23 protein-coding genes are annotated in these 24065 nt (G+C 57.6%); 9 read left to right on the forward strand and 14 right to left on the reverse strand.

Annotated features, from left to right (window positions below; translation table 11 throughout):
• Positions 1-31 precede the first annotated feature (31 nt).
• Positions 32-790 carry a molybdopterin-binding protein gene (locus tag AACZ86_RS07575; RefSeq protein WP_339690972.1) on the reverse strand — a complete coding sequence of 253 codons (759 nt, stop codon included), beginning with the start codon at positions 788-790 and terminating at the stop codon, positions 32-34.
• Positions 787-1599 (reverse strand): cytochrome b/b6 domain-containing protein, encoded by an 813-nt coding sequence (locus AACZ86_RS07580; protein ID WP_339690973.1) that lies wholly within the window; start codon positions 1597-1599, stop codon positions 787-789. The genes AACZ86_RS07575 and AACZ86_RS07580 overlap by 4 nt, the downstream gene beginning before the upstream one ends.
• Positions 1600-1826: 227 nt before the next feature.
• On the opposite strand from AACZ86_RS07580, the gene AACZ86_RS07585 reads away from it, so the two are divergent.
• Entirely contained in the window at positions 1827-2366 is a 540-nt protein-coding gene (locus tag AACZ86_RS07585; protein ID WP_339690975.1) for a porin family protein, read from the forward strand.
• Between the two features lie 120 nt (positions 2367-2486).
• The gene (locus tag AACZ86_RS07590) at positions 2487-2876 is read left to right on the forward strand and encodes a RidA family protein (RefSeq protein WP_339690978.1); all 390 of its coding nucleotides are present in this window, start codon (positions 2487-2489) and stop codon (positions 2874-2876) included.
• Here the strand turns inward: AACZ86_RS07590 and rlmN are convergent.
• The 3 genes from rlmN to AACZ86_RS07605 are packed head-to-tail and all read right to left on the reverse strand — an operon-like array spanning position 2873 to position 5289.
• On the reverse strand, positions 2873-4120 hold the full coding sequence (gene rlmN / locus AACZ86_RS07595; RefSeq protein WP_339690982.1) for a 23S rRNA (adenine(2503)-C(2))-methyltransferase RlmN: 1248 nt from the start codon (positions 4118-4120) through the stop codon (positions 2873-2875). The genes AACZ86_RS07590 and rlmN overlap by 4 nt on opposite strands.
• Positions 4121-4153: 33 nt before the next feature.
• Positions 4154-4648: a hypothetical protein gene (locus AACZ86_RS07600; protein WP_339690984.1), complete on the reverse strand. Its 495-nt coding sequence runs from the start codon at positions 4646-4648 to the stop codon at positions 4154-4156.
• Complete coding sequence (locus tag AACZ86_RS07605) at positions 4645-5289, reverse strand: histidine phosphatase family protein (protein ID WP_339690986.1); 645 nt, start codon at positions 5287-5289, stop codon at positions 4645-4647. Before AACZ86_RS07605 ends, AACZ86_RS07600 begins: the two co-directional genes overlap by 4 nt.
• 229 nt (positions 5290-5518) lie before the next feature.
• Here AACZ86_RS07605 and dnaN point away from each other — a divergent pair, with 229 nt between their 5' ends.
• The 3 genes from dnaN to AACZ86_RS07620 all read left to right on the forward strand — a co-directional run bounded on the left by dnaN (position 5519) and on the right by AACZ86_RS07620 (position 8631).
• Positions 5519-6634, forward strand: coding sequence for a DNA polymerase III subunit beta (gene dnaN / locus AACZ86_RS07610; protein WP_339690989.1), 1116 nt, complete (start codon positions 5519-5521; stop codon positions 6632-6634).
• Positions 6635-7040: 406 nt separating this feature from the next.
• Positions 7041-7478 carry a DUF2946 family protein gene (locus AACZ86_RS07615; protein ID WP_339690991.1) on the forward strand — a complete coding sequence of 146 codons (438 nt, stop codon included), beginning with the start codon at positions 7041-7043 and terminating at the stop codon, positions 7476-7478.
• Positions 7479-7545: 67 nt separating this feature from the next.
• Complete coding sequence (locus tag AACZ86_RS07620) at positions 7546-8631, forward strand: transporter (protein WP_339690993.1); 1086 nt, start codon at positions 7546-7548, stop codon at positions 8629-8631.
• A gap of 43 nt (positions 8632-8674) precedes the next feature.
• Here AACZ86_RS07620 and AACZ86_RS07625 read toward each other — a convergent pair whose 3' ends face one another.
• Positions 8675-10417 (reverse strand): D-aminoacylase, encoded by a 1743-nt coding sequence (locus AACZ86_RS07625; RefSeq protein ID WP_339690995.1) that lies wholly within the window; start codon positions 10415-10417, stop codon positions 8675-8677.
• A gap of 77 nt (positions 10418-10494) precedes the next feature.
• Here AACZ86_RS07625 and AACZ86_RS07630 point away from each other — a divergent pair, with 77 nt between their 5' ends.
• Positions 10495-11388 carry an alpha/beta fold hydrolase gene (locus AACZ86_RS07630; RefSeq protein WP_339690996.1) on the forward strand — a complete coding sequence of 298 codons (894 nt, stop codon included), beginning with the start codon at positions 10495-10497 and terminating at the stop codon, positions 11386-11388.
• Here AACZ86_RS07630 and AACZ86_RS07635 read toward each other — a convergent pair.
• The 3 genes from AACZ86_RS07635 to AACZ86_RS07645 all read right to left on the reverse strand — a co-directional run bounded on the left by AACZ86_RS07635 (position 11385) and on the right by AACZ86_RS07645 (position 14109).
• A complete protein-coding gene (locus AACZ86_RS07635) occupies positions 11385-12689 on the reverse strand; it encodes an FAD-dependent oxidoreductase (protein ID WP_339690999.1) in 1305 nt (434 codons plus the stop codon). The two genes, AACZ86_RS07630 and AACZ86_RS07635, sit on opposite strands and share 4 nt — an antisense overlap.
• A gap of 121 nt (positions 12690-12810) precedes the next feature.
• Positions 12811-13536, reverse strand: coding sequence for a hypothetical protein (locus AACZ86_RS07640; RefSeq protein ID WP_339691001.1), 726 nt, complete (start codon positions 13534-13536; stop codon positions 12811-12813).
• Positions 13537-13539: 3 nt separating this feature from the next.
• Complete coding sequence (locus tag AACZ86_RS07645; RefSeq protein WP_339691003.1) at positions 13540-14109, reverse strand: hypothetical protein; 570 nt, start codon at positions 14107-14109, stop codon at positions 13540-13542.
• Positions 14110-14395: 286 nt separating this feature from the next.
• Between AACZ86_RS07645 and AACZ86_RS07650 the strand changes: the two genes are divergently transcribed.
• A complete protein-coding gene (locus tag AACZ86_RS07650) occupies positions 14396-16417 on the forward strand; it encodes a GMC family oxidoreductase N-terminal domain-containing protein (RefSeq protein ID WP_339691005.1) in 2022 nt (673 codons plus the stop codon).
• On the opposite strand, the gene AACZ86_RS07655 is transcribed toward AACZ86_RS07650, so the two are convergent.
• The 5 genes from AACZ86_RS07655 to AACZ86_RS07675 form a co-directional block, all read right to left on the reverse strand.
• On the reverse strand, positions 16414-17151 hold the full coding sequence (locus AACZ86_RS07655) for a peptidase (RefSeq protein ID WP_339691008.1): 738 nt from the start codon (positions 17149-17151) through the stop codon (positions 16414-16416). The genes AACZ86_RS07650 and AACZ86_RS07655 overlap by 4 nt on opposite strands.
• A 37-nt stretch (positions 17152-17188) precedes the next feature.
• Positions 17189-17989 carry a transglutaminase family protein gene (locus tag AACZ86_RS07660; RefSeq protein WP_339691011.1) on the reverse strand — a complete coding sequence of 267 codons (801 nt, stop codon included), beginning with the start codon at positions 17987-17989 and terminating at the stop codon, positions 17189-17191.
• Between the two features lie 2 nt (positions 17990-17991).
• Complete coding sequence (locus tag AACZ86_RS07665) at positions 17992-18942, reverse strand: alpha-E domain-containing protein (protein ID WP_339691012.1); 951 nt, start codon at positions 18940-18942, stop codon at positions 17992-17994.
• Between the two features lie 13 nt (positions 18943-18955).
• Positions 18956-20353, reverse strand: a complete 1398-nt coding sequence (locus tag AACZ86_RS07670) for a circularly permuted type 2 ATP-grasp protein (protein ID WP_339691168.1) — start codon at positions 20351-20353, stop codon at positions 18956-18958.
• A gap of 118 nt (positions 20354-20471) precedes the next feature.
• Positions 20472-21386, reverse strand: a complete 915-nt coding sequence (locus tag AACZ86_RS07675; RefSeq protein WP_339691013.1) for an oxidoreductase — start codon at positions 21384-21386, stop codon at positions 20472-20474.
• Positions 21387-21550: 164 nt separating this feature from the next.
• On the opposite strand from AACZ86_RS07675, the gene prfB reads away from it, so the two are divergent.
• Together prfB and AACZ86_RS07685 are read left to right on the forward strand one after the other, a co-directional pair.
• Entirely contained in the window at positions 21551-22678 is a 1128-nt protein-coding gene (gene prfB / locus AACZ86_RS07680) for a peptide chain release factor 2 (RefSeq protein WP_339691015.1), read from the forward strand.
• Between the two features lie 447 nt (positions 22679-23125).
• Positions 23126-23935 (forward strand): hypothetical protein, encoded by an 810-nt coding sequence (locus tag AACZ86_RS07685; protein ID WP_339691017.1) that lies wholly within the window; start codon positions 23126-23128, stop codon positions 23933-23935.
• Positions 23936-24065 lie beyond the last annotated feature (130 nt).

The raw sequence follows: 24065 nt of genomic DNA on the forward strand, positions 1-24065 counted from the left end.
CACTCCCAAGAAAACGCGCCAAGTTCAAAAATCAGATTCCCGCATACCATTCATAATTGGCGACATCCTGCCAGTAACCGCCCTTGCCCTCGCCAATCCCTGCCAGCGATGCGACAGCTTCTACCCCCGTCACATATTTGGCCTGTTTGTAACCCAGTTGCCGCTCGACCCTGAGCCGCAGCGGTGCTCCGTTCTCGATTGGCAACGGCTCCCCGTTCAACCGGTGCGCCAGCATCGTCTGCGGATGGAAGCCGTCAATCAGGTCGATGCTCTCGTAATAAGGCCTGCCGCCCAGTCGGTCGGCGCAGTGAAATACCAGAAACTTCGCGCTGCTTTTCAGCTGCGCCAGATCCAGCAGAATCTTGAGCGGAACGCCGGTCCATTGCCCGATCGCACTCCAGCCCTCGACACAGTCATGCCGGGTGATCTGGGTCCGCTGAGGCAGGGATTGCAGCGCCGCGAGGCTAAACTGCTGCGGCCTGGCGAACAGACCGGTGAGCCGGAGTCGCCAATTGGAAAAACCCTGAGCCGCGCTGGCGGCATAGTCGGCGGTGCCGGGATCGCGGGTGCCGTTGGCCCGGAATTTGGGTGAAAGATCGACCATAGCATATTCACTCGCCAGCGCCATCCGGTCACCCAGAGCGCGCTGGACCGTGAAATTGGCGGTTTCGGCACTTGCGAGAATATCCTGAAAGGCAGGACTCCGATTAAGCGCATCACAACCGGACAACAGGCTCCCCGCGCCGATTGCCGCGCTGCTGATCAATTTCCGGCGGGTGATAATCGTCATCGCAGGGACTCCTTCCGTTCTCCGCCGGAGATCATCGCTCCGATTTGCCGAAATGGGCCGGAAAGCAGAACCATCACCATATGGATCAGGAAAAATAGCACCAGAAGAAACGCGGCAATGAAGTGAAGCGAACGCGCTGACTGGCGCCCTCCGAACAGATCGCTCAGAAACGGCCAATTGGCGTCCATCGCGGGAGACATGGTCAAACCGGTAAAAATCATCAGCGGCAACAGGATGAAAATCACCCCGATATAGCTCAGCTTCTGGATGCTGTTATAATCCTCTCCGGCCGATTGGCGGATTGCCCTGAGACTGGTATGATTGCGGAAAGACCGCCACAGATGCGACGGTCGCCATTCCTCGCGCCGCATATGAAGGTGCCGCTGAATATGGCGGTTCCAGAGAGACCGGAGCATGAACAAGCCCAGGCCGAAGCTGAATATCCAAGCAAAAAAGAAATGCCAGCGCCGGCCATCGGCCAGACTGTAGCTTGAAGGAATGGTCGCCCAGCCTGGAAAAGCCCATGTTCGGGTTTGACCCTGACTATCCTGCCAATTTCCCAGAAAGCCGGTTGTCTCGACGCGCAATTCACCCAGGCGCAAATAACCCATCCGTTCCGAGGAACCGACCGCCATCCAGGCATAGTCATCATTCGCGCCATATTCGCCCCAATAGAGCCGAGGATGGGCGTTGAAAATCGTCAGGCCACTCATCAACAACACCATCAGACAGAGAGCATTGGTCCAGTGCCACAGACGCGTGGTCAGGCGGTGACGTTTGGGGGCGGAAATGATTGCGTCCTTCGGCATGATTGCACTCTAGCCATTGGTTCGGCCTTGCCAAGCCCGACGTTACAACGGCCAACTGTTGCATATCCACAACACAGTTCTCGAGAACGGCGTTTGTTACAATTTTAATTCATTCGTGCAGTTGTCATTCATGTTTGTAAACTTATATCAACAGTCGACCACGAAAGAAGAATTGAAGATTAATAAAAGTAGTGGTTGTTTAATCGTAAAACCAAGGAACAAATAAAATGAAAAATGTAACAATAGCAGTTGCTATTGCAGCATCTGTGCTTGCGTCCCCCGCAATGGCTCAAGAAAAAGGCGACTTTTCCGGCGTAAAAGCCACAGCAATCGCTGGATATGACAATATTGACCTCGACATCGCCGGTGCCGATAATGTTGACGGATTTCTTTACGGCGCCGCACTGGGATATGACGTCCAATCGGGCAATATTGTCTATGGTGCCGAGCTGGAAGCAACCGAGTCCACCAGCAAAATTTCCAATGGTATAGATCGTGTCGACGCCGGTCGTGACCTCTATGCCGGCGCTCGTCTTGGCTATGTCGTTGGCGGCTCCGCCCTGCTCTATGCAAAAGCAGGCTACACCAATGCTCGCGTGTCTTCCCCCGGACTCGGCGGATATAACGGCGACGGCGTTCGCGTCGGTGCCGGTATCGAATATAAGCTGAGCGACAAGGTCTTCACCCGCGGCGAATATCGTTACAGCAACTATGAAGATGGCGTTTCCCGTAACCAGGGTCTCGTCAGTCTCGGCGTAAAATTCTAATCCAGCCGGACTGAATCGAAACAGATCGGGCGGGTAGAAATACCCGCCCTTTTTTTATCACTTTCAAAATTGTCCAATATTCTCCAGAATATGCCTTGGTAACGGGAGGGACTGGATATTATGAGCACGTATAAACAGGTCATCAAACTGCAACCTGATCCGCTCGCGGCTTATGCTATATCGCCAGCATGGCAAGTGGGTGATTTGCTGTTTCTTTCTGGCCAGGCGGCCATCGACCAACAGGGACAAATTGTCGGCATCGATGACTTCGACGCCCAGTTGGAACAGGTCTTTAGCAATATCGACCGCGTCCTTCGCGCGGCGGGCAGCAGCCGGGACCAGATTTTCAAGGTCACGATCTATCTGACCGATATGGCCAATTTCTCGAAAATTGTGGCCGCGCGGAAGAGGTTTTTCACACCGCCCTATCCTGCTGATACAACCCTTGAAGTCAAGGCCCTGGCTCTGCCGGAATTGATGGTCGAGATCGACGTAATCGCAGCTGCCTAGCCGAGCGCAGCCTGCTTCTCTTCGGCCAGCCGGTCGAGTTCCGCCCGGCTCTTCTTTTCGCTCGCGGATTTCAATTGGCCGCAGGCCGCCATGATATCGCGACCTCTTGGCGTCCGGATTGGCGCGCTGATACCGGCATCGAAGATGATCTTGGAGAAGGATTTGATCCGTTCGGGCGTGGAACATTCATAATCCGAACCGGGCCAGGGATTGAACGGGATCAGGTTGACCTTGGCGGGCAAGTCGTAATTGCGCAGCAGGTTGACCAGCTCGCGGGCATCCTGATCGCTGTCATTCTTGTCCTTCAGCATCACATATTCAAAAGTGATCCGGCGAGCGTTATTGGCTCCGGGATAATCGGCGCAGGCCCGTAGCAGTTCCTCGATCGAATATTTGCGGTTGAGTGGGACGATCTCGTCTCTGGTTTCCTTGTTCACCGCGTGCAGGGAAATCGCGAGATTGACGTTAATCTCCGCTCCCGCCCGGGCGATCATCGGCACAACGCCGCTGGTCGACAAAGTGATCCGGCGGCGCGAGAGCGCAAGCCCGTCGCCGTCCATCACTATCTTCATCGCATCACGAACATTCTCGAAATTATACAATGGCTCACCCATGCCCATCAGCACAATATTGGTCAGCAGGCGTCCGTCAGACTTATAAGCCTGATTATATTCCTTGGTATTTTCCGCTTCGCCTTCTTCGGCAAAATCCATAACGCCCTTCGGCCATTCGCCAAGCGCATCACGGGCGAGCATCACCTGACCGACAATTTCGCCAGGGGTCAGGTTGCGTACCAGCCGCATCGTGCCGGTATGACAGAAACGACAATTGAGCGTGCAGCCAACCTGACTGGAAATACATAATGTCCCGCGATCTTCATCGGGAATGAAGACCATTTCATAATCTTGGCTATCGGCAGAGCGCAGCAACCATTTGCGGGTGCCGTCTTCCGACAGATGCGCTTCGACGATTTCCGGACGGCCGATGACAAAACGCTCGGCCAGCCAGGGCCGCAGGCTCTTGCTCATGTCGGTCATCAAGCTGAAATCATTGATCCCGCGATGGTATATCCAGTGGAACAGCTGCTTGGAGCGCAGTTTTCCTTGCTTTTCTTCAAGTCCCGCAGCGATCAGAACGTCGCGGATTTCCGCAACGCTGAGACCAATGAGGTCGACGCGACCGTCTTCACGCGGGGTGACCTTGGATGGCAAGGGAACGGGATCTATATGGCCGGGTATCTGCATGAAGCGGCATATAGGGAGTGTCTGCAGGAAAATCTACCGCAACCGCGAGCAGCCCAGCGATGCGGCGTCTATGGCCGTTGCAGCGCCCCGCAGCCGGTAAGCATCCACGATCGACTTGCCATCGCGGCCGACACTTTCGACGGTCATGCTGGTGGAGGACCGGATCGCGGCGATGATCGCGGCGTCCATCCGCTTGTCCTGCGACCAGCCATCGGAGCGATTGGCGGTGAGCTGGAAACGGCGACCGGCGATGCTGACGATCACCCGGCTATTGGTTGACCGGTTCCGGCTCAGGCGAACGTGAAACTGGCGCCTGATCTCGCGTTTGGGCCAGAACCCGATGCTGACGTAAGATTTGCGCTCCGCCTTGCCATTAATTTCTTCCGACTCCGCAATCGCATAGCAGCGCGGAATTTCCGGATCGCGGAACGCGCCCCAACTGTTGAATATGCCAAGGGAATCCTTCGCCACCACCGGTGTCGAGATTGTCGACACGAAAAGCGCCAGGAATATGAGCCGCTTTTTCAAGCTTTCTCCCCTTCCCCTCCGCCGGTGTGAATAATCTCTTCCACACCGTCACGGATCTGCACGATCGAACCCTGCGGCAGGCCTGCGGCGATCGGCGCGCCAAAGCGCGGATGCGGATCGGCACCGACGAGCAGGCCGCGCAACACCCGGCTGGTCATGCCGTGGCTGATTAGCACAGCGTCCCGCGCAAAATCCTGCTCCGCGATCCAATGTTCCAGTCTTTTTGCAACATCGCGATAATCTTCGCCACCGGGAGCCACCGTGACAAACAGCCGCTCCTCTTCGTCGATTTCGAGCTTGCCGGCCAGATCGCGGTAATAGACGCCGCCCCACTCCCCCATATCAATTTCCTGAAGCCGCGCGTCGCTGCGCGCCTGATGCCAGTCGGCCCCGACATGTTCGGCAACCACCGAAAGAGTTTGCAGCGCCCGATCGGTATCGGAAGCGATCAGATCGAGCGTGAGTGGATTTGGCGCAAGGTGCAGCGCAAGAGCGCGCCCCATCGCATCCGCCTGGGCAAAGCCGGCGCGGGTCAATGGCGTATGGACATGGTCACCCTGAATCCGCGCTGCGAGGTTGAAGATTGTCTCGCCGTGGCGCGCAATGAACAGACGCTTTCCATTGGTATTGATACCGCTCATTTCTTTCCTGTCCCGTTCGAAAATGGCAAAAACCATCCGATGAAACTGCGGCTTTACCCGCCTCACTAGTTTTTTCCACAGTTTTTCACGGCATTATCGGACATCGGGCCGCGATCAGGCTTGCCCTGCGGCACTTTATTGTTAATGAAGCGTGGAACTATTCGTGAACCTGTGCGGACTCTTGTGCACAGCGATTTTCACGGTTGATTGGGAACAAGAAGGACGGTTTATGAAAGCGACCATTGAACGCGCGGCATTGCTAAAGAGCCTGGGCCATGTCCAGTCCGTGGTTGAGCGGCGCAACACCATTCCGATATTGTCCAACGTGCTGATCGAAGCAAGCGCCGACGGCAGCATAAAGCTGATGGCGACCGACCTCGACCTTCAGGTTGTCGAAACCGTCGAAGCCCAGGTCGAGACCGCGGGATCGACCACGGTGTCCGCCCACACATTGTTCGACATTGCCCGCAAGCTGCCCGACGGTTCTCAGGTGCAACTGGACGCGGCCGATGGCAAGATGAAGGTCAACGCCGGCCGCGCCCGCTTTAATCTGCAGACGCTGCCCCGTGACGATTTCCCGGTCATTGCCGAAGGCGAACTCCCGACCAGTTTCGAACTGCCCGCAAGCTCGCTGATCCAGATAATCGACAAGACCCGCTTTGCGATCTCGACCGAAGAGACCCGCTATTATCTCAACGGCATCTTCCTGCACGTGCAGGACGAGGAAACGCCGGTACTCAAGGCCGCCGCGACCGATGGCCACCGCCTCGCCCGCGTCACCCTGCCCCGGCCCGCCGGTGCAGAAGGCATGCCCGACGTGATCGTCCCGCGCAAATGCGTCAACGAATTGCGCAAATTGCTCGACGAAAATAATGAATCATCGGTCCAGATCGACCTGTCGGCGAGCAAGATCCGCTTCACTCTCGGCACCGCGATCCTGACCAGCAAATTGATCGACGGCACATTCCCCGATTACACCCGAGTGATTCCAACCGGCAATGACAAGCTGCTCAAGATCGACGCGAAAAGCTTCGCCCAGGGCGTCGACCGCGTCTCGACCATCGCCACCGAGAAAACCCGCGCCGTCAAAATGGCGCTCGGCGATGACAAGATCACTCTCTCCGTCACCTCGCCGGAAAATGGCAAGGCCGAAGAAGAAGTGCCGGGTTCCTACAAGGACGATGTTTTCGAAATCGGTTTCAATTCAAAATATCTGATGGATATTCTCGGCGAGATCGAAGGCGACACCGTCGAACTGCACCTGGCCGATGCCAGCGCCCCGACGCTTATTCGCGAGAATGACAAGTCGACGGCGCTATACGTGCTTATGCCGATGCGGGTTTGATAGCGCTCCCGCTCCCGTAAGGGAGAGGGTTGCGTAGACTTAATGAGCTCCGTTCGTCCTGAGCCTGTCGAAGGACAGCTCTCGGCTACAGGCGTCGTTCGACAGGCTGACCACTAACGGCAATAAACCGTTGCATGGCTCTCATCCAACTGCGTTCAATCCTGTCACTCCAGCGAAGGCTGGAGCCTAAGCCAATGTTGCTATCTCTCGCTTGTTCTCGCCAAGTGTAAAACTTGCTGGTCATCGCCAGATCGGGTTGGGCCCCAGCCTTCGCTAGGGTGACGGACATGTAGGCAGCTACCCTTGAACCTAGACCATATTACATTGAATTTTCGGCCTCTCGCAGCCGACACCTCCGAGAACACTAGCATTTACTCCCGCTGCACAATATAGCGCCCGCAACACCATGACTCGGCCCCTCGCCCTCTCCCGGTTCTTGAAGACCAACCCCGCGATCCACGCTTTCGCTTTGCTCGCAATATTGCTGAGCGCGCTTGCGCCGCAAGGCTTCATGCCGACCCAGACCGCCAGCGGCTTTGCGATCAAGCTGTGCTCCGGCCACGCCGACAGCAAGCTGTCGATCACGCCGGACAATCCTGACTTTGAGCTGCTTTCGCTGGTCTATGGTCAGCAGGACGAGAGCGCGCCGGAACCCGACCAGGAACCATCAACGCCTGCCTGCGCCTTTGCCGGTGGCACGTCCTTTGGCCTTGCTGCTTCCGCACCAGAACTTGCAATGTCGACATTGGCTCCGGCCACGCACGAACCATCCGCGCCGCGCCGCTTTGCGCTGCGCAACCGGATCAACGTTCCGCCAGCAACCGGGCCGCCTGTAACCGTCTGAACCCGATTTCAAATTTGCAGTGCGCCACACGGCGACCACTGCGTTCAGATATTTACAGGAAATTTTCATGAAGAATCTAGCTTTTGCAGGCGCGATGATCGCGTCTTGCACCCTAATCTCTCCCGCACTCGCGCATGACGTGCGGGCTGATGACCATGCCCCCATCGGGGTATCGGCTGACCACACGCACAAGAAGGGCGAGATCATGTTCTCGCTGCGCTATATGCATATGGAAATGAGCGGCAACCAGATCGGCACCGACGGCATCAGCAATGAAGCTATTGTGACCACCATCCCCAATCGCTTTGCCGGCATGCCGATGCAGCCACCAACCTTGCGGCTGGTCCCGCAGTCCATGGCAAAAGACATGGTCATGCTGGGCGCCATGTATTCCCCTGCCGACTGGATCACGCTGGTCGCCATGCTGCCCTATAGCGAGCGGGAATCAAATATCACGACCTATGCGGGACCAACCGGGACGACGGTGCTGGGAGACTTCCAGACCAATCCCAAGGGCATTGGAGACATCAGTGCCGGCGCAATTTTCCCGCTGCTGGGTCAAAAACCGGCCACCAGCGACACCGGCACCGAGCTGAACCTGCGCGCCGTGGTAGGCATGCCCACCGGATCGATCGATGAAACCGGCCAGACGCTGTCTCCGATGAACATGCAGATGACCATGACCATGCCCTATGGCATGCAGAGCGGTTCGGGCACCTGGGACCTGATGCCGGCACTGACGCTGAAACAATGGGCGGGGAAATGGAGTTTTGGCGCGCAATATGCCGGAACCATCCGCACCGGCACCAATGACAATGGCTATCGTCTGGGCGATGTCCATGAAGGCTCACTCTGGGCCAGCTATCTGCCCGCACAATGGATCAGCCTGTCGGGCCGCGTCCGCGCCCAGTCGACAGGCCGTATCGATGGTTTGAACCCGAATGTCATGGGACCGGTACAGACCGCAAATCCCGACTTTTCCGGGGGAGAAAGAGTGGATCTGCTCGGCGGGGTCAATTTTGTCGCGACCCATGGCGCGCTGGCCGGCCATCGGCTAGGCATCGAACTTGGCGCGCCGGTCTACCAGAATATCAACGGTCCGCAGGTGACCGGTGACTGGATGCTGACGGTCGGTTGGCAGAAGGCATTCTAGCCTGAAAAGCCCCTCCCCCCTTTTTTGGGGGGAGGGGTTTATTTCATTCCGCCGCTTCGAGCATTTCGACCATCTGCGGGCCGCGGATCAGACCACCGGGTCGCTTGTCGGTCACGACCCCGCCCTTGAAGGTCACCTGCCCCGACTTGATCGTATAATCATAGCCATCAGCCTTTTGCAGCAGACGCTTGCCGCCCGCTGGCAGATCAAACGCCAGCCATGGTTTACCAAGCTTGATCCGCTCCATGTCGATGACATTGACGTCCGCCAGATAGCCGGCCTTCAATACCCCGCGATCGTTCAGGCCATAGAGCCGTGACGTATCCAGACATTGCCGCTTGATCGCGTTCTCGATACTGATCGTCCCGCGCGTCCGGTTCTTCACCCAATATTCGAGCATGAAGGTCGGGCTCGCCGCGTCACAGATCGTGCCGCAATGCGCGCCGCCATCCGACAGGCTGTTCACCGTGTCATCGGCTTGCTGCAATGTTTCGAGGAAATCGAGATTGCCGTCCATATAGTTGAGCAAGGGCAGATAGATGAAGCCCTTGCCATCATCGGCCATCATCAGATCATAAGCATATTCCGCACCCGATTTACCAGCGGCGGCAGCGCGCGAGGCGATACTTTCGTCGGCTTGTGGTTCGTAGTTGAAATCCGGATCCATCTCGAACTGCATTGGCCAGCCCTGGGTGATGACCATGAACACCGGAACGATATCGACCTGCTCCGGCATCTCGGCACTCTCGTTCAGCAATTGTGCCTTGAACGCCGGATCTTTCAGCTTGGCATATTTCTCGTCCCAGCTCAGCTCTTCCATAGCCATCCAGCTCGGTTGACGGACGAAGGGATGCACCGTGCCCTGCCAGGCCATGACAATGCCGTTTCCGCGCAATGCAATCTGCGCGACGATATTGGCACCATTGTCATTTTCCGCGCGCATATTGCTGATCTGCTCGTCGAGCGACTGCTCCTTGGCGATAGACTGCAGCGCCGCGAAGGTCACCGGCAGACCGGTTTCGCGGCTGAGATCGCCCATCCAGCCAAATTCATCCCATTCCTTGTTGAGATCGCTGGCCATTTCAAACACGCCATAGCCGACCCGGCCCATTGCGCGGCCAATGCCGATCAGCTCTTCCTTGGTCGCCGTCGTGCCAGGTACGAGTTCACCATCAATGCTGCGATGCAGGATCGTCCGCGAGGTCGAAAATCCGAGAGCACCTGCTTTCAGACCATCCTCGACAATCTGTGACATCTGGTCGATCTCGTCCTGCGTCGGCACAGCGCCCGGTTTTTCCCGGTCGCCGAGAACATAAGCGCGGACAGCGCCATGCGGCACATGCGTCGCCACATCGACGGTGCGCGGCATTCTTTCCAGCTCGTCGAGATATTCGGGGAAAGTCTCCCAGTTCCAGCTCATCCCTTCGGCCAAAGCGGTGCCGGGAATATCCTCGACGCCTTCCATAAGATTGATCAGCCATTCGTGACGGTCGGGCCGCGCCGGAGCAAAGCCGACACCGCAATTGCCCATCACAACCGTTGTGATACCGTGCCAGCTCGAAGGTGCCATTTCATCGTCCCAGGTCGCTTGCCCGTCATAATGGGTGTGCACGTCGACAAAACCGGGGGTGACGATTTTTCCCGATGCATCAATCTCTTCGCGGCCCTGCGCCGCGACCGTTCCGACCAGCGAAACCCGGTCACCATCAATCGCGACATCGGCGACAAAAGGCGCTCCGCCCGTACCATCAACCACGGTTCCCCCGCGTATAACCAGATCATGCATCGACTCTCTCCTTTATTTTTTCGCTGCTATAACAGATTTAACTGGTTGGTTAAAGCGTCCTCGTGCAAGATGAAAATATGAAAAAAATTGTCTCATGGAATCCGGAGCCGTCGAGCGGCATCGCAGTGGAATGGGTTGAAGCCCACGGCCAGACCTTTGAAGTGGCGACCGCCGGCAAAGGCAAGAAGCTGGCGCTTTGCTTGCACGGCTTCCCCGAACTCAACCATAGCTGGCGTCACCAGATGCCGATGCTCGCCGAGATGGGCTATCGCGTCTGGGCACCCAATCTGCGCGGCTATGGCGGCTCGAGCAGACCAGAGGGCATAGACTCCTATCGCCTGAACCTTTTGGTCGAGGATGTCGCCGCCCTGATCGATGCCAGCGGCACGGACGACGTCACCCTGATCGCCCATGACTGGGGCGCGATCGTCGCCTGGCATTTTGCGATCAAAAAGATACGCCCGCTGACCCGGCTGGTGATCATGAACGTACCCCATCCCAAATGCGCGCAGCGGGAATTTCGCCATTGGTATCAACTGAAGAAAAGCTGGTATATTTTCTTCTTCCAGATCCCGTGGCTGCCGGAAAAATTGTTCGGACGAAACGGAGCAGAGCCTGTCAAACAGGCCTTTTTCAATATGGCGGTCGACAAAAGCCGCTTCCCCGACAGCGAATTGCAGGTCTACGCCGACGCCGCCAGCCGCCCCGGCGCCCTGCGCGCGATGATCAACTATTACCGCGCCCTGCTCCGCACCAGGGACGCGAGAGAGATCGGCGACGGGATTGTAGATATCCCGACCCTGATGATCTGGGGAGAAGAAGATGCAGCGATAGACATCCGCTGCACCGACGGCACCGAAGAATGGGTGCCAAATCTCGAACTCCATCGCCTGCCCGGCGTGTCGCACTGGGTGCAGCAAGAAGCGCCCGAAAAAGTGAATGCGATTTTGCGGAAGTGGTTGTCCGCTTAACCCCGCGCCGCGATCATGTCGGCGATATCGGTAAATTTCTCGCGCGGCGAACCGTCTCTTGCGCGGGCGATTTCAGCTTCCTCGATTTTTTTCCAGTCGCGGAAGGTGACCGCTTCTACGCCGCGCTCTTCAAACAGCCGATCCAGTCCTGCACGTCCTTCCTTGCGATCACCCGAACCAATATCCTCTGCAATGGCATCGACAATTGCAAAGCCGTCCGGCTTGTTGGTCCCTATCGTTCCTGAAGGTCCGCGCCGCGCCCAGCCAACGCAATAGAGGCCCGGCAATATCCGTCCGTCCGTATTGGCGAAGCGGCCCCGGCCATGCTCGTAAGGCACGCCTTCGATCGGCGGAGTGCGATAGCCGATGCAGCTGATCACCATCTGGCAATCAAGCTCGTACTGTTCGCCAGTGCCGTTGGAGCGCATATCGGCATCCAGTGCGGTGCGTTCGATGACCAGCTTCTCGACCTTGCCGTCATCGCGAATTTCAACCGGCATGGCGAAAAAATCGAAATCGATCTGGATCGGCTTGTCGAGCAATTCCCCTGCCCGCTCGTAAAAGCTGCGCAAATGGGTGACCGATTTGCGCATGCCGGGTTCGAGCATCGCATCATCGCCTTCCTCGGGAAAATCGAGTGGATCGACAATAGGACGCGCCCGATGCAAATGTCCCAGTTCCCCCAGTTCCTTGGGTGTCATCGCGATCTGGTGCGGGCCGCGCCGCCCCAGTAACGTGATCTTCCTGATCTTGCTGTTCTTCAGCCCGTCGAGCGCGTGGCCGACAATATCGCTGCCGGCAAATTCATCTTCGGTTTTCGCCAATATCCGCGCAACATCCAGAGCGACATTGCCATTGCCGATGATCGCGACCGATGTCGCGTCGAGCGGCGGATCGAGATCCCTGAAATCGGGATGGCCGTTATACCATCCGACAAAGGCTGCGCTGCCGATCACGCCATCCAGATCGCTGCCGGGAATATCCAGCTTGCGATCATTGGGTGCGCCGGTGGCGAGCACCACGGCGTCATAGAGACCCTGCAACTCGGCTACGCTGACGTCCTCGCCAACCGTGACATTGCCGACGAAGCGGACATTGTCGCCGAGATTGGTTTTCTCATAGCGTCGCGAGACGGCCTTGATCGATTGATGGTCGGGCGCAACGCCGGTGCGGATCAGGCCGAAAGGAACGGGCAGCCGGTCGATAATGTCGACCGCGACATCTTCGCCAAATTTCTTCTGTGCGGCTTCTGCTGAATAATAGCCTGCAGGTCCCGATCCGATGATCGCAATATGACGCATTCTGCTGCCTCCCCGATTATCTGGCCCGAATAGCTCTCGCCCATGCTAACGCCATAATTTCAAAAGAAAAGCAAAAGCATGGCTGTCATTTTCGGGAGGCCGGGCGGCTTTGACGGGAGCTCTAGCCCGTTACATTGGCAACATTGTAACGCAGCGCTTCCTCGTTGGTGAGGCAGCGGCGGGTGGACTTGTCGCTGTCACCGCTTTTGACCGCGCTGGTTTTATACATGACTTCCGACAATAATTTGCGCGAGACACCCATGCGGATCAGAAAGTCATTGTCCTCGGTGGCGAGCAGCGCGCTTTCCTGCTCCACTTCGCTGATCAGTCCGACCGTGGAGTCCGTTCCCATCTCGATGCTGTAATTGATCGCGTTGCGGTCGCCGGTCATGGTGAACATATGAACCATGAAATGGGCACCGGGTTCGACGATCCTCGCCCGGCCGCCCATGAACACGAAATTGCACGCGCTGAAACAGGTCCATCCCTTGGGAATGCGCGTGATGATAGAGGCGTCCGCCTCCCGGATCACCCGGCCCGCTTCATTGCCCGCTCTTGCCACTCCGCCGGGCGAGCGCAGCCAGATTTCGGAAATATCCGGATTTGCCGCCAGCACCTTGCGCAACCGGTCGGGAAGCCCGACATCAATCGCGCCTTCGGCGAGCAAAATCTTCGTACCTTTGCGATCAACAGGAGTCAGTTCCATCTTCGCGGACGACGACCAGTTGGGATAGCGCGGGCAAGTCGGATTATCCGGGTCCATGCCGGGCTTAACATCGCTGGCGCCCATCACCAATAATGAGGCGGCGGCAATTGCGGCTCTTGTGATTTTGATCCTATTGTTCATTTATCAGACCATGACGACATAGCGAGACTCACCGGCGCCTTTGCACATTCGCTTCGACACCCGGGTTTCTTCGCCATCAACAATGATGACATCGGTGATGCTCATGCAACTTGTACCGTCTGCGGTTTGCGTTTTTGATGTCGCGGTGGAACTTCCCGAAACATTGGCGCGCGTCTGGCTGGTCCATTCCGAGCTGCTGCCAACCTCTGCAGCTCGCGTGACGTCGCGCGTCGCATCCGCTGCCTGCAACTGCTCGTCAGGATCGAGCTGGCAGGCGATACTGTTGGTCAGCGTGTCCGCCACTTCTGCCCGGGGGATATAGGATCCGATGACGCCCATGCCGCGCGTTGCCCGCCCGGTGAAATCTCCGATCATGTTACCCAGGATGGATTTGCCGATCGAATTACCCGGATCGGTGGCGCAATCCTTGTCCGCGCTGTTGGCGCTCGTGCTTGGCGATCTTTTTTTGAACAATCCGCCGAATTGTGCCGAAGCGGGCACGGGAAGCGCCAGTGCCGCAACGGATATAGCGACAACCAGTTTGGAACGGAAACGACGGACTTCTTTTCGCATGACAAACTCTCGATTGTTATGAAGATAACATATCCTATCATCGATGCTGTCACAAGCAGTGCCTTACATCACATTCCGGTTTAAACCCGAAGAAAAGGATCGCAACATGCCGGTAAGCTGCACGAATATCAGGAAATATACGAATATCGCGACGGCCATTTTCTGTTCGATAGCGGATTAGCAGCGGAGCAAGCCTCCACTCGCGTGGCATAGTCATAGACGATCATGCTCCGAGGGATTATACCGCAACCATAAACACCCCGGGTCGCACCGAGGGAGATGGAAATTGCAGAAGCCATTCAATCGACTGCAGGCGCTGATGATCAAGGCGATGGCGGACGCTTTGTTTCACGACCGCAAAATGGCTATTTCTGCCGACCAGGTCGTCGAGAACCTGCAAGAGCATTTCTCCAACATCGACGGCGACAAGCCTGATGAAATCGGCATGGCGCTTTACGGATTGTTGCTGGTCCTCGGCGGCCCGCTTTTCCTTGTCGCAACGCCGGCTTTGCGGAAAAGGCTGATCAACCGGCGACTGCGAAACTCCCGGATCGATCTGTTTCAGGATATTGCGCGAACCAAAGGCGTCATCCTGGCCGGCTATTATGGCCATTGGCAGCATGGCGACGAAGAGGCGAATTTCGACAACCCGGTCTTTACCGACCTCGATTTCGAACTGCCGGCGCAACGCGACCGTTCTGCCGCCGGCGAACGCCCGGTTCGTCGTGAGACGTGCCGCGATCTGACCGCCGAAGTATTTGTCGGCCATCAAGCTGTCCCGGAAGAGACCGACGTGATCGTAATTGGCTCCGGCGCTGGCGGTGCCGTTGCCGCAGCGGCGGTTGCCGACGAGGGGCACGAGGCCCTGATTATCGAGGCCGGCAGCCATTATCCCTCCTCCCGCATCACCCATGAAGAAGCGCGGATGACCGCCCGTATGTTCAAGGATGGCGCCCTGCAAACCACGGCCGATCGAGACATCATCGTGTTTCAGGGTCGCGTCGTCGGCGGCTCCACCGTCATCAACAATGGCATCTGCCTGCGGATGAAGCATGAAGGGCTCGTCCATCCGGACGCAGAAGATGTATATGATACATGGTCCAGGCTCGGCGCTCCGGTCAGCGAAGCGGAACTTGCGATCAGTTACGAGGCAGTCGAGCAAGCGCTTGAAGTGTCGGAAATCGACCATATCACCGGTCGCAACAATGGTCCGCATCTGATCGACGGCTGGAACAAATATGCGGCCCAATCGAGCGACCCGATGGACCACAAGGCCGTCACCGCCTGGTTCAGGAAAAATTACGGACCGAAAACAGCGGATAGCGAATGCGTATATTGCGGCTATTGCAACACCGGTTGCCCCTATGGCCGAAAAAAAGCGATGCCGGAAAGCTTCCTGACCCATGCGACCAGCGATGCGCGCGACAAGCCGGCCCGGATATTGCACAAAGCCGAAGCGACCGAAATCCTGTGGGGCGAAGGCGCCAATGGCAAGCGGGTCGCAGAGGCCGTCGAAATCAGGTTGACCAACGGCCAGAAGCGGACAATTCGCGCTCGCAAAGGTGTGGTGGTGGCAGCGGGAGCGCTTGCCTCCAGCAACCTGCTCTACAATAGCGGCATTCTGCAATCAGGGACCAATATCTCGCTCAACATCGCCTGTCCGGTGGTCGCCCTGATGCCCGAGGGTACGAACGCAAACGTCTGGAACGAAGACCAGATGGCGACCTATGTAGACCGCGGCGATTTTCTGATCGAAAGCCATTTCCAGCCGCCGATGAGCATGGCAACCCTCGTGCCGGGGTGGTTTGAGGACCATTTTGAACGGATGAAAAATTACAACCGGCTGGTTTCCGCAGGCGTCCTGTTTCCCGCCGACCGGCTCGGCTATATGGACAATGGCAAACTCAAACTAAAAATCGGCGAAGATGAGCTGGCTTTATTGCGCCGCGCGCTGGCGACCATGACCAAGGTCCATTTCCTCAACGGCGCAATCGAGGTCTACCCTGCCCTGCTCCGCGGCCAGACGCTGACCTGTGACATGAGCCATGACGAGATTGACGCCTTCTACGAAGAGACCATCGTCGAGCCGGATGATGTCGTCCTGTCGAGTTCCCATCCCCACGGGGGAAATGCGATCAATGTAGATCCGCACAAGGGCGTCGTCGATCTCAACCAGCGCGTGCACAATACGACCAATTGCTATGTCGCCGATGCCAGCGTGATGCCCAGTTGCATACGCGTCAACGCGCAACTGACCACAATGGCAATGGCGCACAGGGCGATGGCGGGGAAAAGGCGCTTCGGTTAATCTTCGAAGCGGAAATCGGGCAGCGATTGAAACGCATTTTTCAATGCATCGCCCCATCCCTCCGAAATTGCCTGGAAATAGGGATCGTCTTTTTCGATCCGCTGCTGTTGCGTGACCGCGAAACTGTCGGCTTCATAGACCTGCATATCGAGCGGCAAATCCACCGCCAGATTCGCACGGATCGTGGAGTCGAATGAAACCAGCAAAAGTTTCACGGCATTTTCGAAGGACATTTCCGGATCGAAGCCGCGGACCAGAATCGGCCGGCCATATTTGGTTTCGCCGCTCTGGAAAAACGGGCTGTCGTCGCTGGCTTCGATGAAGTTGCCAGCGGGATAAATCAGGAAAAGCCTCGGATCGCTGCCTTTGATCTGCCCGCCGAGAATAAGCGTCGCGCCAAAGGGCGATTTCGCTTCCTGACCCTGATGAGAATAGGTTTTGACGACTTCGCGCAATGTGTCGCCAATGATCGTCGCAACCTGAAACATCGATGGCGCCTGCAAGATCGAAGGATTGCGATCATCGGGATGTTTGCCGCGCTCGTCCAGCAAGCTCACAACCGCCTGCGTAGTCGCCAGATTGCCTGCCGACAGCAAGGTGATCACCCGTTCGCCGGGCACTTCCCAGCTTGTCAGCTTCTTGACCTGGGCAATATCGTCGACGCCCGCATTGGTGCGGGTATCAGACATGAAAACCAGTCCGTGCTTCATCCGCAGTGCCACGCAATAGGTCATTTATAATGGTTATCCCTGATCAATATTCGTGGTCTCTCTACTGCTGCACTTGCAGGCTTACAATCATATCCTCACTGCCCGCACCATATCGCAGGCCGGTTATCGGTGATGCATCGCGATAATCCAGACCTGTCGCGACCCGGACATAGCGTTCGTCCGGCGAATAGCCGTTGGACACGTCAAAGCCGACCCAGCCAATATGCTCGACATAGGCTTCCGCCCATGCATGTGTCGCGTCCTGATCGACCCGGTCGCTCATCATCAGATATCCGGAGACATAGCGCGCCGGAAATCCGAGCGAGCGAGCCGCAGTGCAGAAAATATGGGCATGATCCTGACAGACGCCGCCGCCGATGGAGAGGGCCTGCTCGGCAGTAGTTTCGGCATTGGTCTCCCCGGTTTTGTAAGCGACCCTGTCGGTAACCAGCGCCGATAGCGCGTGCAGCCGGACAATATCATTATCATAACCCTGATCGAGGGATGCAATCAATTTGGCGGTTTCAGCCTCCGGCCTGGTAAGCGCCGTCGCCCGCTTGAAATACCATAAGGGGGCAAAGCCCGCGTGCCTGCCGATAACGCCGCTGCCATCGGTATTTTCAACCTCGCCGGTACAACGAATGACGATTTCGCTCCGCCCTCGCTCGATATTGATCAGATCGACATGATTGCAATGTTGATCTTCGAAGGACAATTCCACCAAACCGCCTTCAATCTCGATATTCCAGTCCAATATCCGCTGACCGGGTCTTTCCTTCGGGCGAAGGCGCAGTTGTTGCAGACCATATTGCACGGGCTTGTCGTAATTATACCGGGTTTCATGATTAATTTTCAGCAGCATATTCAGCTTATCCTGTCTTGAAAATTATAGTCGGTCTCGATCTGGGCAGCGAGACCGTTATTGGCCGCCAGAAATTCGATAATGAACTCGTGCAGGCCGGCTTCAAAAATATTCTGTACAGGCTGGCCGAGCAAGCGGTCGCAAATATCGTCGGCAAGACGATGTGAGGTCACTTCATTGCCATAATCCCGTTCCAGATATCCGAGATTTTCAGATATTTGTGCATAGCAAAATGCCAGTGAGCGCGGCATCTGGCGGTGAAGGATCAGATATTCGGCGACACTCAACGCGCTGATATCGGAACCGTTTAGCCACCGATAGGAGCGTTGGGCAGATACGGAACGTAAAATAGTTTCCCATTGAACATTATCTACTGCCGAGCCGATTTGTGCGATCGACGGCAGCAATAGATAATATTTCACATCCAAGATCCGGGCAGTACTATCCGCGCGTTCGATGAACGTTCCCAGCCGGATGAAGTTAAAGCCGTCATTGCGCAGCATCGTGCCCAGCACAGCTCCCCGAACCAGCGAGCTTTGCTGACGAATAACGGTCAGAACGTCGGGCAAATCCCGCTCGTCGACTGGATTGGCCAAGGCGGTTTTCAGATTCATCCAGGCTTCGTTGGTCGCTTCCCAAACTTCTCTGGTCAAAGCAATGCGGCCAGTGCGGGCGCTGTCCCGCGCCTGCTTGATCAGCGAAATAATGCTGCCCGGATTATCCTTGTCCCGCAGAAGAAAGTCGATGACCTTGGCCGAACTATAATCGGCATGTTTGGCCAGATAGCTTTTCTTGGCGCCCGAAGACGCAAGAATGGAGGCCCATTCATCGGCCGCTGACGACGAGTGGGTAAGCGCGATGCGGAAGCCCGCTTCGATCAGGCGCGCGCTATTTTCGGTCCGCTCGAGCAGACGCGACATCCAGAAAAGACTGGCGGCGGTTTTGCCTAGCATGATCCCGCCCCCCTCATTCTTCCAGCACCCAAGTATCTTTGGTCCCCCCGCCCTGGCTGCTGTTGACCACCAGAGATCCCTCGGTCATCGCAACGCGGGTCAGGCCGCCGGGCGTGATATCGATACGATCGGGAGACACGAGCACGAACGGGCGCAGATCGACATGTCGCGGCGACAGTCCCTTTTCGGTAAAAATCGGCACCGTCGAAAGCGCCAGCGTCGGCTGGGCAATATAATTGCCGGCATTGCCGATCAGCTTGGCGCGGAATTCCTCGACTTCCTTCTTGGAAGCCGCCGGTCCGACCAGCATGCCATAGCCGCCCGATCCGTGCACTTCCTTGACCACCAGTTCCTCTAGATGCTCCAGCACATATGCAAGCTGGTCCTTCTCCGAACAGCGCCATGTCGGCACATTTTCCAGCAGCGGTTTCTGGCCGGTGTAGAATTCGATAATGTCCGGCATGTAGGAATAGAGCGCCTTGTCGTCGGCGATGCCGGTGCCGGGCGCATTGGCGATGGTAATCCCGCCGGACCGGTAGACATCCATGACCCCCGGCACGCCGAGCATCGAGTTGGGCAGAAAATTCAGCGGATCCAGATAATCGTCATCGATCCTGCGGTAGATCACGTCGATCGGGGTATAGCCTTGCGTCGTGCGCATCGCGACGCGTCCGTCCACGATCTTCAGGTCATGCCCTTCGACCAGTTCCGCGCCCATCTGGTCGGCGAGAAAGCTGTGCTCGAAATAGGCGCTGTTGTGGATGCCCGGCGTCAGCACGGCGACCACTGGCTTGCCTTCGCATTTTGGCGGCGCACAGGCGGCCAGCGACCGGCGCAAATTGTTTGGATAGCGGCTCACTTCCTGCACGCCGATCTTGGCGAACAGTTCGGGGAACATGTGCAGCATCGTCTCCCGGTTCTCCAGCATATAGCTGACCCCGGAAGGCGTCCGCGCATTATCCTCGAGCACATAAAATTCGCCCGGTCCTGTCCGGACAATGTCGGTACCGATGATATGCGTGTAAATCCCGCCGGGCGGGTTGACGCCGATCATTTGCGGCAGGAAAGCGATATTGTTCGCGATCAGTTCAACCGGCACCCGGCCAGCGCGCAATATTTCCTGGCGATGATAGATATCATAGAGGAACGCGTTGATCGCCTTGACCCGCTGCTCGATACCGCGCGATAATTTGCGCCATTCGCGGGCAGATAATATCCGTGGAATAACGTCGAACGGAATCAGCCGTTCATCGGCCTCATCCTGGCCATAGACATTGAACGTGATACCCGTCTTGCGGAAAAAGGCCTCGGCATCGTCGGTCTTGCGATGGAGACGTTTGACATCTTCCCTGTCGAGCCACTCTTTATAGTCGGCATAAGGCTCACGAACGACATCGTCGCTGCCCAGCATTTCATCGAACAAACAATTTCCCCCTCGATTAAGCGTTCAATTGTCTCCTCCCGCTGCCTGTCTAACGGGGGAACGCGCGATAGGCAAAGACAATCAGGGAAAAACGACCGCGCAGAAACTATACGGGATAGCAGACGCCGGTCATCGCCTCGGAGACGTCCCACAATCGTCTGGCCAATTCTATCCGCAGGGCCTTGGATCGGGGTTGCACTTCACGCGCCGGGCCGGTCCACTCGCCATTCCGGCTGGGTCCGAAATATTGCCCGCCCTCGACATCGTCCCCTGCAGCGGCGGCCAGCGTCGGCCACGCCCCTTGCGCCGCGCTGTTCATGAACAGGCTCGACACGGGCCGGAACAGGGAAACCAGCGCGGCCGGAAAATTCTTGGCCAGTTCGGTATCGGCAACGCCGGGATGACAGGCAACGGCGATTGCCGGCGAACCCGAGGACAGCAGCCGCCGGTCGAGCTCGTACATGTGCAGCAGATTGGCCAGCTTGCTCATCGCGTAACGACCCCAGCGGCTGTAGCTCTGCTCGGCGTTGATATCATCGAAATCGATCTGGCCGCTACGATGCGCCATGCTCGCGGTGATGACAATCCGTGGTTTCACTCCCCGCGAGACCTTGTCCAGCAACAATCCGGTCAGCGCGAACGTCCCGAGATGATTGACGCCGAATTGCGATTCAAAACCGTCAGCGGTCTCTTCGCGTGGCGGCATCATGATCCCTGCATTGTTGACCAGAACATCCAGCCTCGGCTCTTTCGCCGCCAGCTTTGCCGCACTGCGAACCGATTTGAGATCTCCCAGATCCAGTGGAATGAACCGCAGGTCGGCTTTCGGAACAGCCGCGCATATGCTCGCCATCGCGGCTTCTGCTTTTTCCTCAGAACGGCACCCCATCAGCACCCGCGCGCCCTTGCCCGCCAGCACTTTGGCGGCCTCGTAACCCAGACCGCTATTCGCCCCGGTGATGAAATAGACCCGCCCGCTCTGGTCGGGAACATCCCTGTCGGTAAAATTGCTGATCGCCATGCCGCTTGTCTCCTGTACCAACGCCGTTTCTACCACATAAACCGGAATCCGGAGAGAAAATCCTCCCTGAAAAAATCCGCCCGATCCCTCCGGACAGGCCGCACACCACTTTACTTCCCGCCGATATCGTCTAATCGCAGCAACCAATAGTTTTGGAGAATATCATGCGTGCCGACGCGCAAGCCTTTGTCGACCGGATCGACGCCGCTCTTACCCTGATCAAGACCGCGCTCAACTGGGATGTTGCCCTGCGGCGCCTTGACGAGCTCAACGCCCGCGTCGAGGACCCGACCCTGTGGGATGACCAGGCAGCCGCCCAGGCAGTGATGACCGAACGCCGCCGCCTCGATGAATCGATCAGCGCCGCCCGCGAAATCCAGCAGGAACGCGACGACGCGCTCGAATTTATCGAGATGGCCGAGGAAGAAGGCGATGCTGGTCTGGCCGACGAAGGCGTCGCCACGCTCGAAAAGCTCGCCACCCGCGCCGACCGCGACAAGGTCAAGGCCCTGCTCTCCGGCGAAGCCGACGGTCTCGACACCTATATCGAAATCCACGCCGGCGCCGGCGGCACCGAGAGCCAGGACTGGGCCGAAATGCTGCTGCGCATGTACCAGCGCTGGGCCGAGGCCCGCGGATACAAGGTCTCGATGGTCGATTATCAGGCAGGCGATCAGGCCGGTATCAAATCCGCGACGATCGAGGTCAAGGGCGAGAATGCCTATGGCTATGCCAAGACCGAGAGCGGCGTCCACCGGCTGGTCCGCATCTCCCCGTTCGACAGCGCCGCCAAGCGCCACACCAGTTTCTCCAGCGTCTGGGTCTATCCGGTGATCGACGACAGTTTCGAGGTCGAGATCAACGAGAGCGACCTCAAGATCGACACCTATCGCGCCTCCGGCTCCGGCGGCCAGCACGTCAATACCACCGACAGCGCCGTCCGCATCACCCACGCCCCCACCGGCATCGTCGTCGCCAGCCAGAATGACCGCAGCCAGCACAAGAACCGCGCCACCGCGATGGGCATGCTGAAAGCGCGCCTGTTCGAAGCCGAACTGCAACGCCGCGAAGCCGAAGCCTCGGGCGAATATGAAGCCAAGACCGAAATCGGCTGGGGCCACCAGATCCGCTCCTATGTCCTGCAACCCTATCAGATGGTCAAGGACCTGCGCACCGGCCACACCAGCAGCGCTCCGAGCGATGTGCTCGACGGCGGCCTCGACGAATTCATCGCCGCGACGCTCGCGCAGAAAGTGACCGGCGAAGCGGTTGATGTCGAGGATGTGGAATAGGCAGACCGGCGCCCCTGTAAAAACAGATTGCCCTATCCCCGTTCGTCCTGAGCCTGTCGAAGGACCGCGCGCGACCGAAAACCGTGCTTCGACAAGCTCAGCACGAACGGTTTAAAAATCCCGCCACCCTCCGCCCTCCACCGGCAAAAGCACGAGATGGACCCCTGCTTACGCAGGGGAACAAGGCCCAACCCCGCTCCGTTCGTCCTGAGCCCGTCGAAGGACCGCGCGCGACCGAAAACCGTGCTTCGACAAGCTCAGCACGAACGGTTTAAACAACCAGACCCTTTCCTTTCCCAAGGCCTCTCAGCCCACTGCCCAGCCAACGAGAAAGACAAGCCAACCCCACCCCGTTCGTCCTGAGCCTGTCGAAGGACCTCGCGAGACCAAAAGCCAAACTCTAACAATCCCGGCCGGCCCGACAAAAAGCCCTGTCCTACACACCCCGTGCTGAATTATTATCGCCGCATGACCGACCATCCCGACGAGCCACCGCCCCCTCCGGACTTCACCCCAGTGCCGCTAAAATATTACCGCCACGACGGCTGGACCCCGGAGCGGCAGCGCGCCTTTATCGATGCGCTGGCCCAGTGCGGCAGCGTCCCCAACGCGGCGCGCAGTGTCGGCATGGCCGCTGGCCGGATATATCAACTGCGCCACCGCGAGAGTGCCGAAGAATTCCGCGCGGCATGGGATGATGCGATAAAGAAGGCCACCGGCAATATCCATGATGTGCTGGTCGATCACGCGGTCAACGGCGCGCCCGAACCGGTGATGTTTGGCGGCGAGCAGGTCGGCGAGTTCCGGCGGTTCAATTACCGGCTGATGATGTGGCTGCTGAGCCACCACAAGCCGGACCAGTTCAGCCTCGGCCCCGACAATGCCCCTGCCCTGTCCGCCCAGCGGATGAAGAGCCTCAAGAAACAGTGGCGCGCCGAATGGGAAGCCGAGCGCAAGCAGAAGTCCGAGGCGGCGATGAAAGAATATCTCGAGGCCAAAGAAAAGCACCAGCAGGAACAGGAAGCCCAGCAAGCACAGCTCCACGCCAAGATCGAGCAACTGCGCCAGCGGATGATCGCCATCTATATCGCCAAGGACGCGGCTACCGGAAAGCCGTCCCGGCGCTTTGATCCCGCGGGTGCCAGCCCGATGGAGCTGCTGGTCTATGACGAGGTGAGCGGGGGGACGCCGGGCGAAGACGGGAAGGATTTGGGGAAAGAGGTGCGGGAGGAGATGGGGTTTGGGGGAAGCAAGTGATCTTCATAACTTAAATTCGAATGTCATCGTCTAGCGAATCATATTGATCAAATATTCTATTTTCGAAATTTCCTTCACCATTTTTGGCATTGACCAAGAAGGAAAATCTCTCTTGCAACACCATTCTTTG

Source organism: uncultured Parasphingorhabdus sp., from assembly GCF_963975735.1.
Lineage (GTDB): Bacteria > Pseudomonadota > Alphaproteobacteria > Sphingomonadales > Sphingomonadaceae > Parasphingorhabdus.

Coding starts and splice junctions, on each gene's coding strand:
- AACZ86_RS07575 (WP_339690972.1), bottom strand. CDS start 790: ATGACGATTATCACCCGCCGGAAATTGATCAGCAGCGCGGCAATCGGC.
- AACZ86_RS07580 (WP_339690973.1), bottom strand. CDS start 1,599: ATGCCGAAGGACGCAATCATTTCCGCCCCCAAACGTCACCGCCTGACC.
- AACZ86_RS07585 (WP_339690975.1), top strand. CDS start 1,827: ATGAAAAATGTAACAATAGCAGTTGCTATTGCAGCATCTGTGCTTGCG.
- AACZ86_RS07590 (WP_339690978.1), top strand. CDS start 2,487: ATGAGCACGTATAAACAGGTCATCAAACTGCAACCTGATCCGCTCGCG.
- rlmN (WP_339690982.1), bottom strand. CDS start 4,120: ATGCAGATACCCGGCCATATAGATCCCGTTCCCTTGCCATCCAAGGTC.
- AACZ86_RS07605 (WP_339690986.1), bottom strand. CDS start 5,289: ATGAGCGGTATCAATACCAATGGAAAGCGTCTGTTCATTGCGCGCCAC.
- dnaN (WP_339690989.1), top strand. CDS start 5,519: ATGAAAGCGACCATTGAACGCGCGGCATTGCTAAAGAGCCTGGGCCAT.
- AACZ86_RS07615 (WP_339690991.1), top strand. CDS start 7,041: ATGACTCGGCCCCTCGCCCTCTCCCGGTTCTTGAAGACCAACCCCGCG.
- AACZ86_RS07620 (WP_339690993.1), top strand. CDS start 7,546: ATGAAGAATCTAGCTTTTGCAGGCGCGATGATCGCGTCTTGCACCCTA.
- AACZ86_RS07625 (WP_339690995.1), bottom strand. CDS start 10,417: ATGCATGATCTGGTTATACGCGGGGGAACCGTGGTTGATGGTACGGGC.
- AACZ86_RS07630 (WP_339690996.1), top strand. CDS start 10,495: ATGAAAAAAATTGTCTCATGGAATCCGGAGCCGTCGAGCGGCATCGCA.
- AACZ86_RS07635 (WP_339690999.1), bottom strand. CDS start 12,689: ATGCGTCATATTGCGATCATCGGATCGGGACCTGCAGGCTATTATTCA.
- AACZ86_RS07640 (WP_339691001.1), bottom strand. CDS start 13,536: ATGAACAATAGGATCAAAATCACAAGAGCCGCAATTGCCGCCGCCTCA.
- AACZ86_RS07645 (WP_339691003.1), bottom strand. CDS start 14,109: ATGCGAAAAGAAGTCCGTCGTTTCCGTTCCAAACTGGTTGTCGCTATA.
- AACZ86_RS07655 (WP_339691008.1), bottom strand. CDS start 17,151: ATGACCTATTGCGTGGCACTGCGGATGAAGCACGGACTGGTTTTCATG.
- AACZ86_RS07660 (WP_339691011.1), bottom strand. CDS start 17,989: ATGCTGCTGAAAATTAATCATGAAACCCGGTATAATTACGACAAGCCC.
- AACZ86_RS07665 (WP_339691012.1), bottom strand. CDS start 18,942: ATGCTAGGCAAAACCGCCGCCAGTCTTTTCTGGATGTCGCGTCTGCTC.
- AACZ86_RS07670 (WP_339691168.1), bottom strand. CDS start 20,353: ATGCTGGGCAGCGACGATGTCGTTCGTGAGCCTTATGCCGACTATAAA.
- AACZ86_RS07675 (WP_339691013.1), bottom strand. CDS start 21,386: ATGGCGATCAGCAATTTTACCGACAGGGATGTTCCCGACCAGAGCGGG.
- prfB (WP_339691015.1), top strand. CDS start 21,551: ATGCGTGCCGACGCGCAAGCCTTTGTCGACCGGATCGACGCCGCTCTT.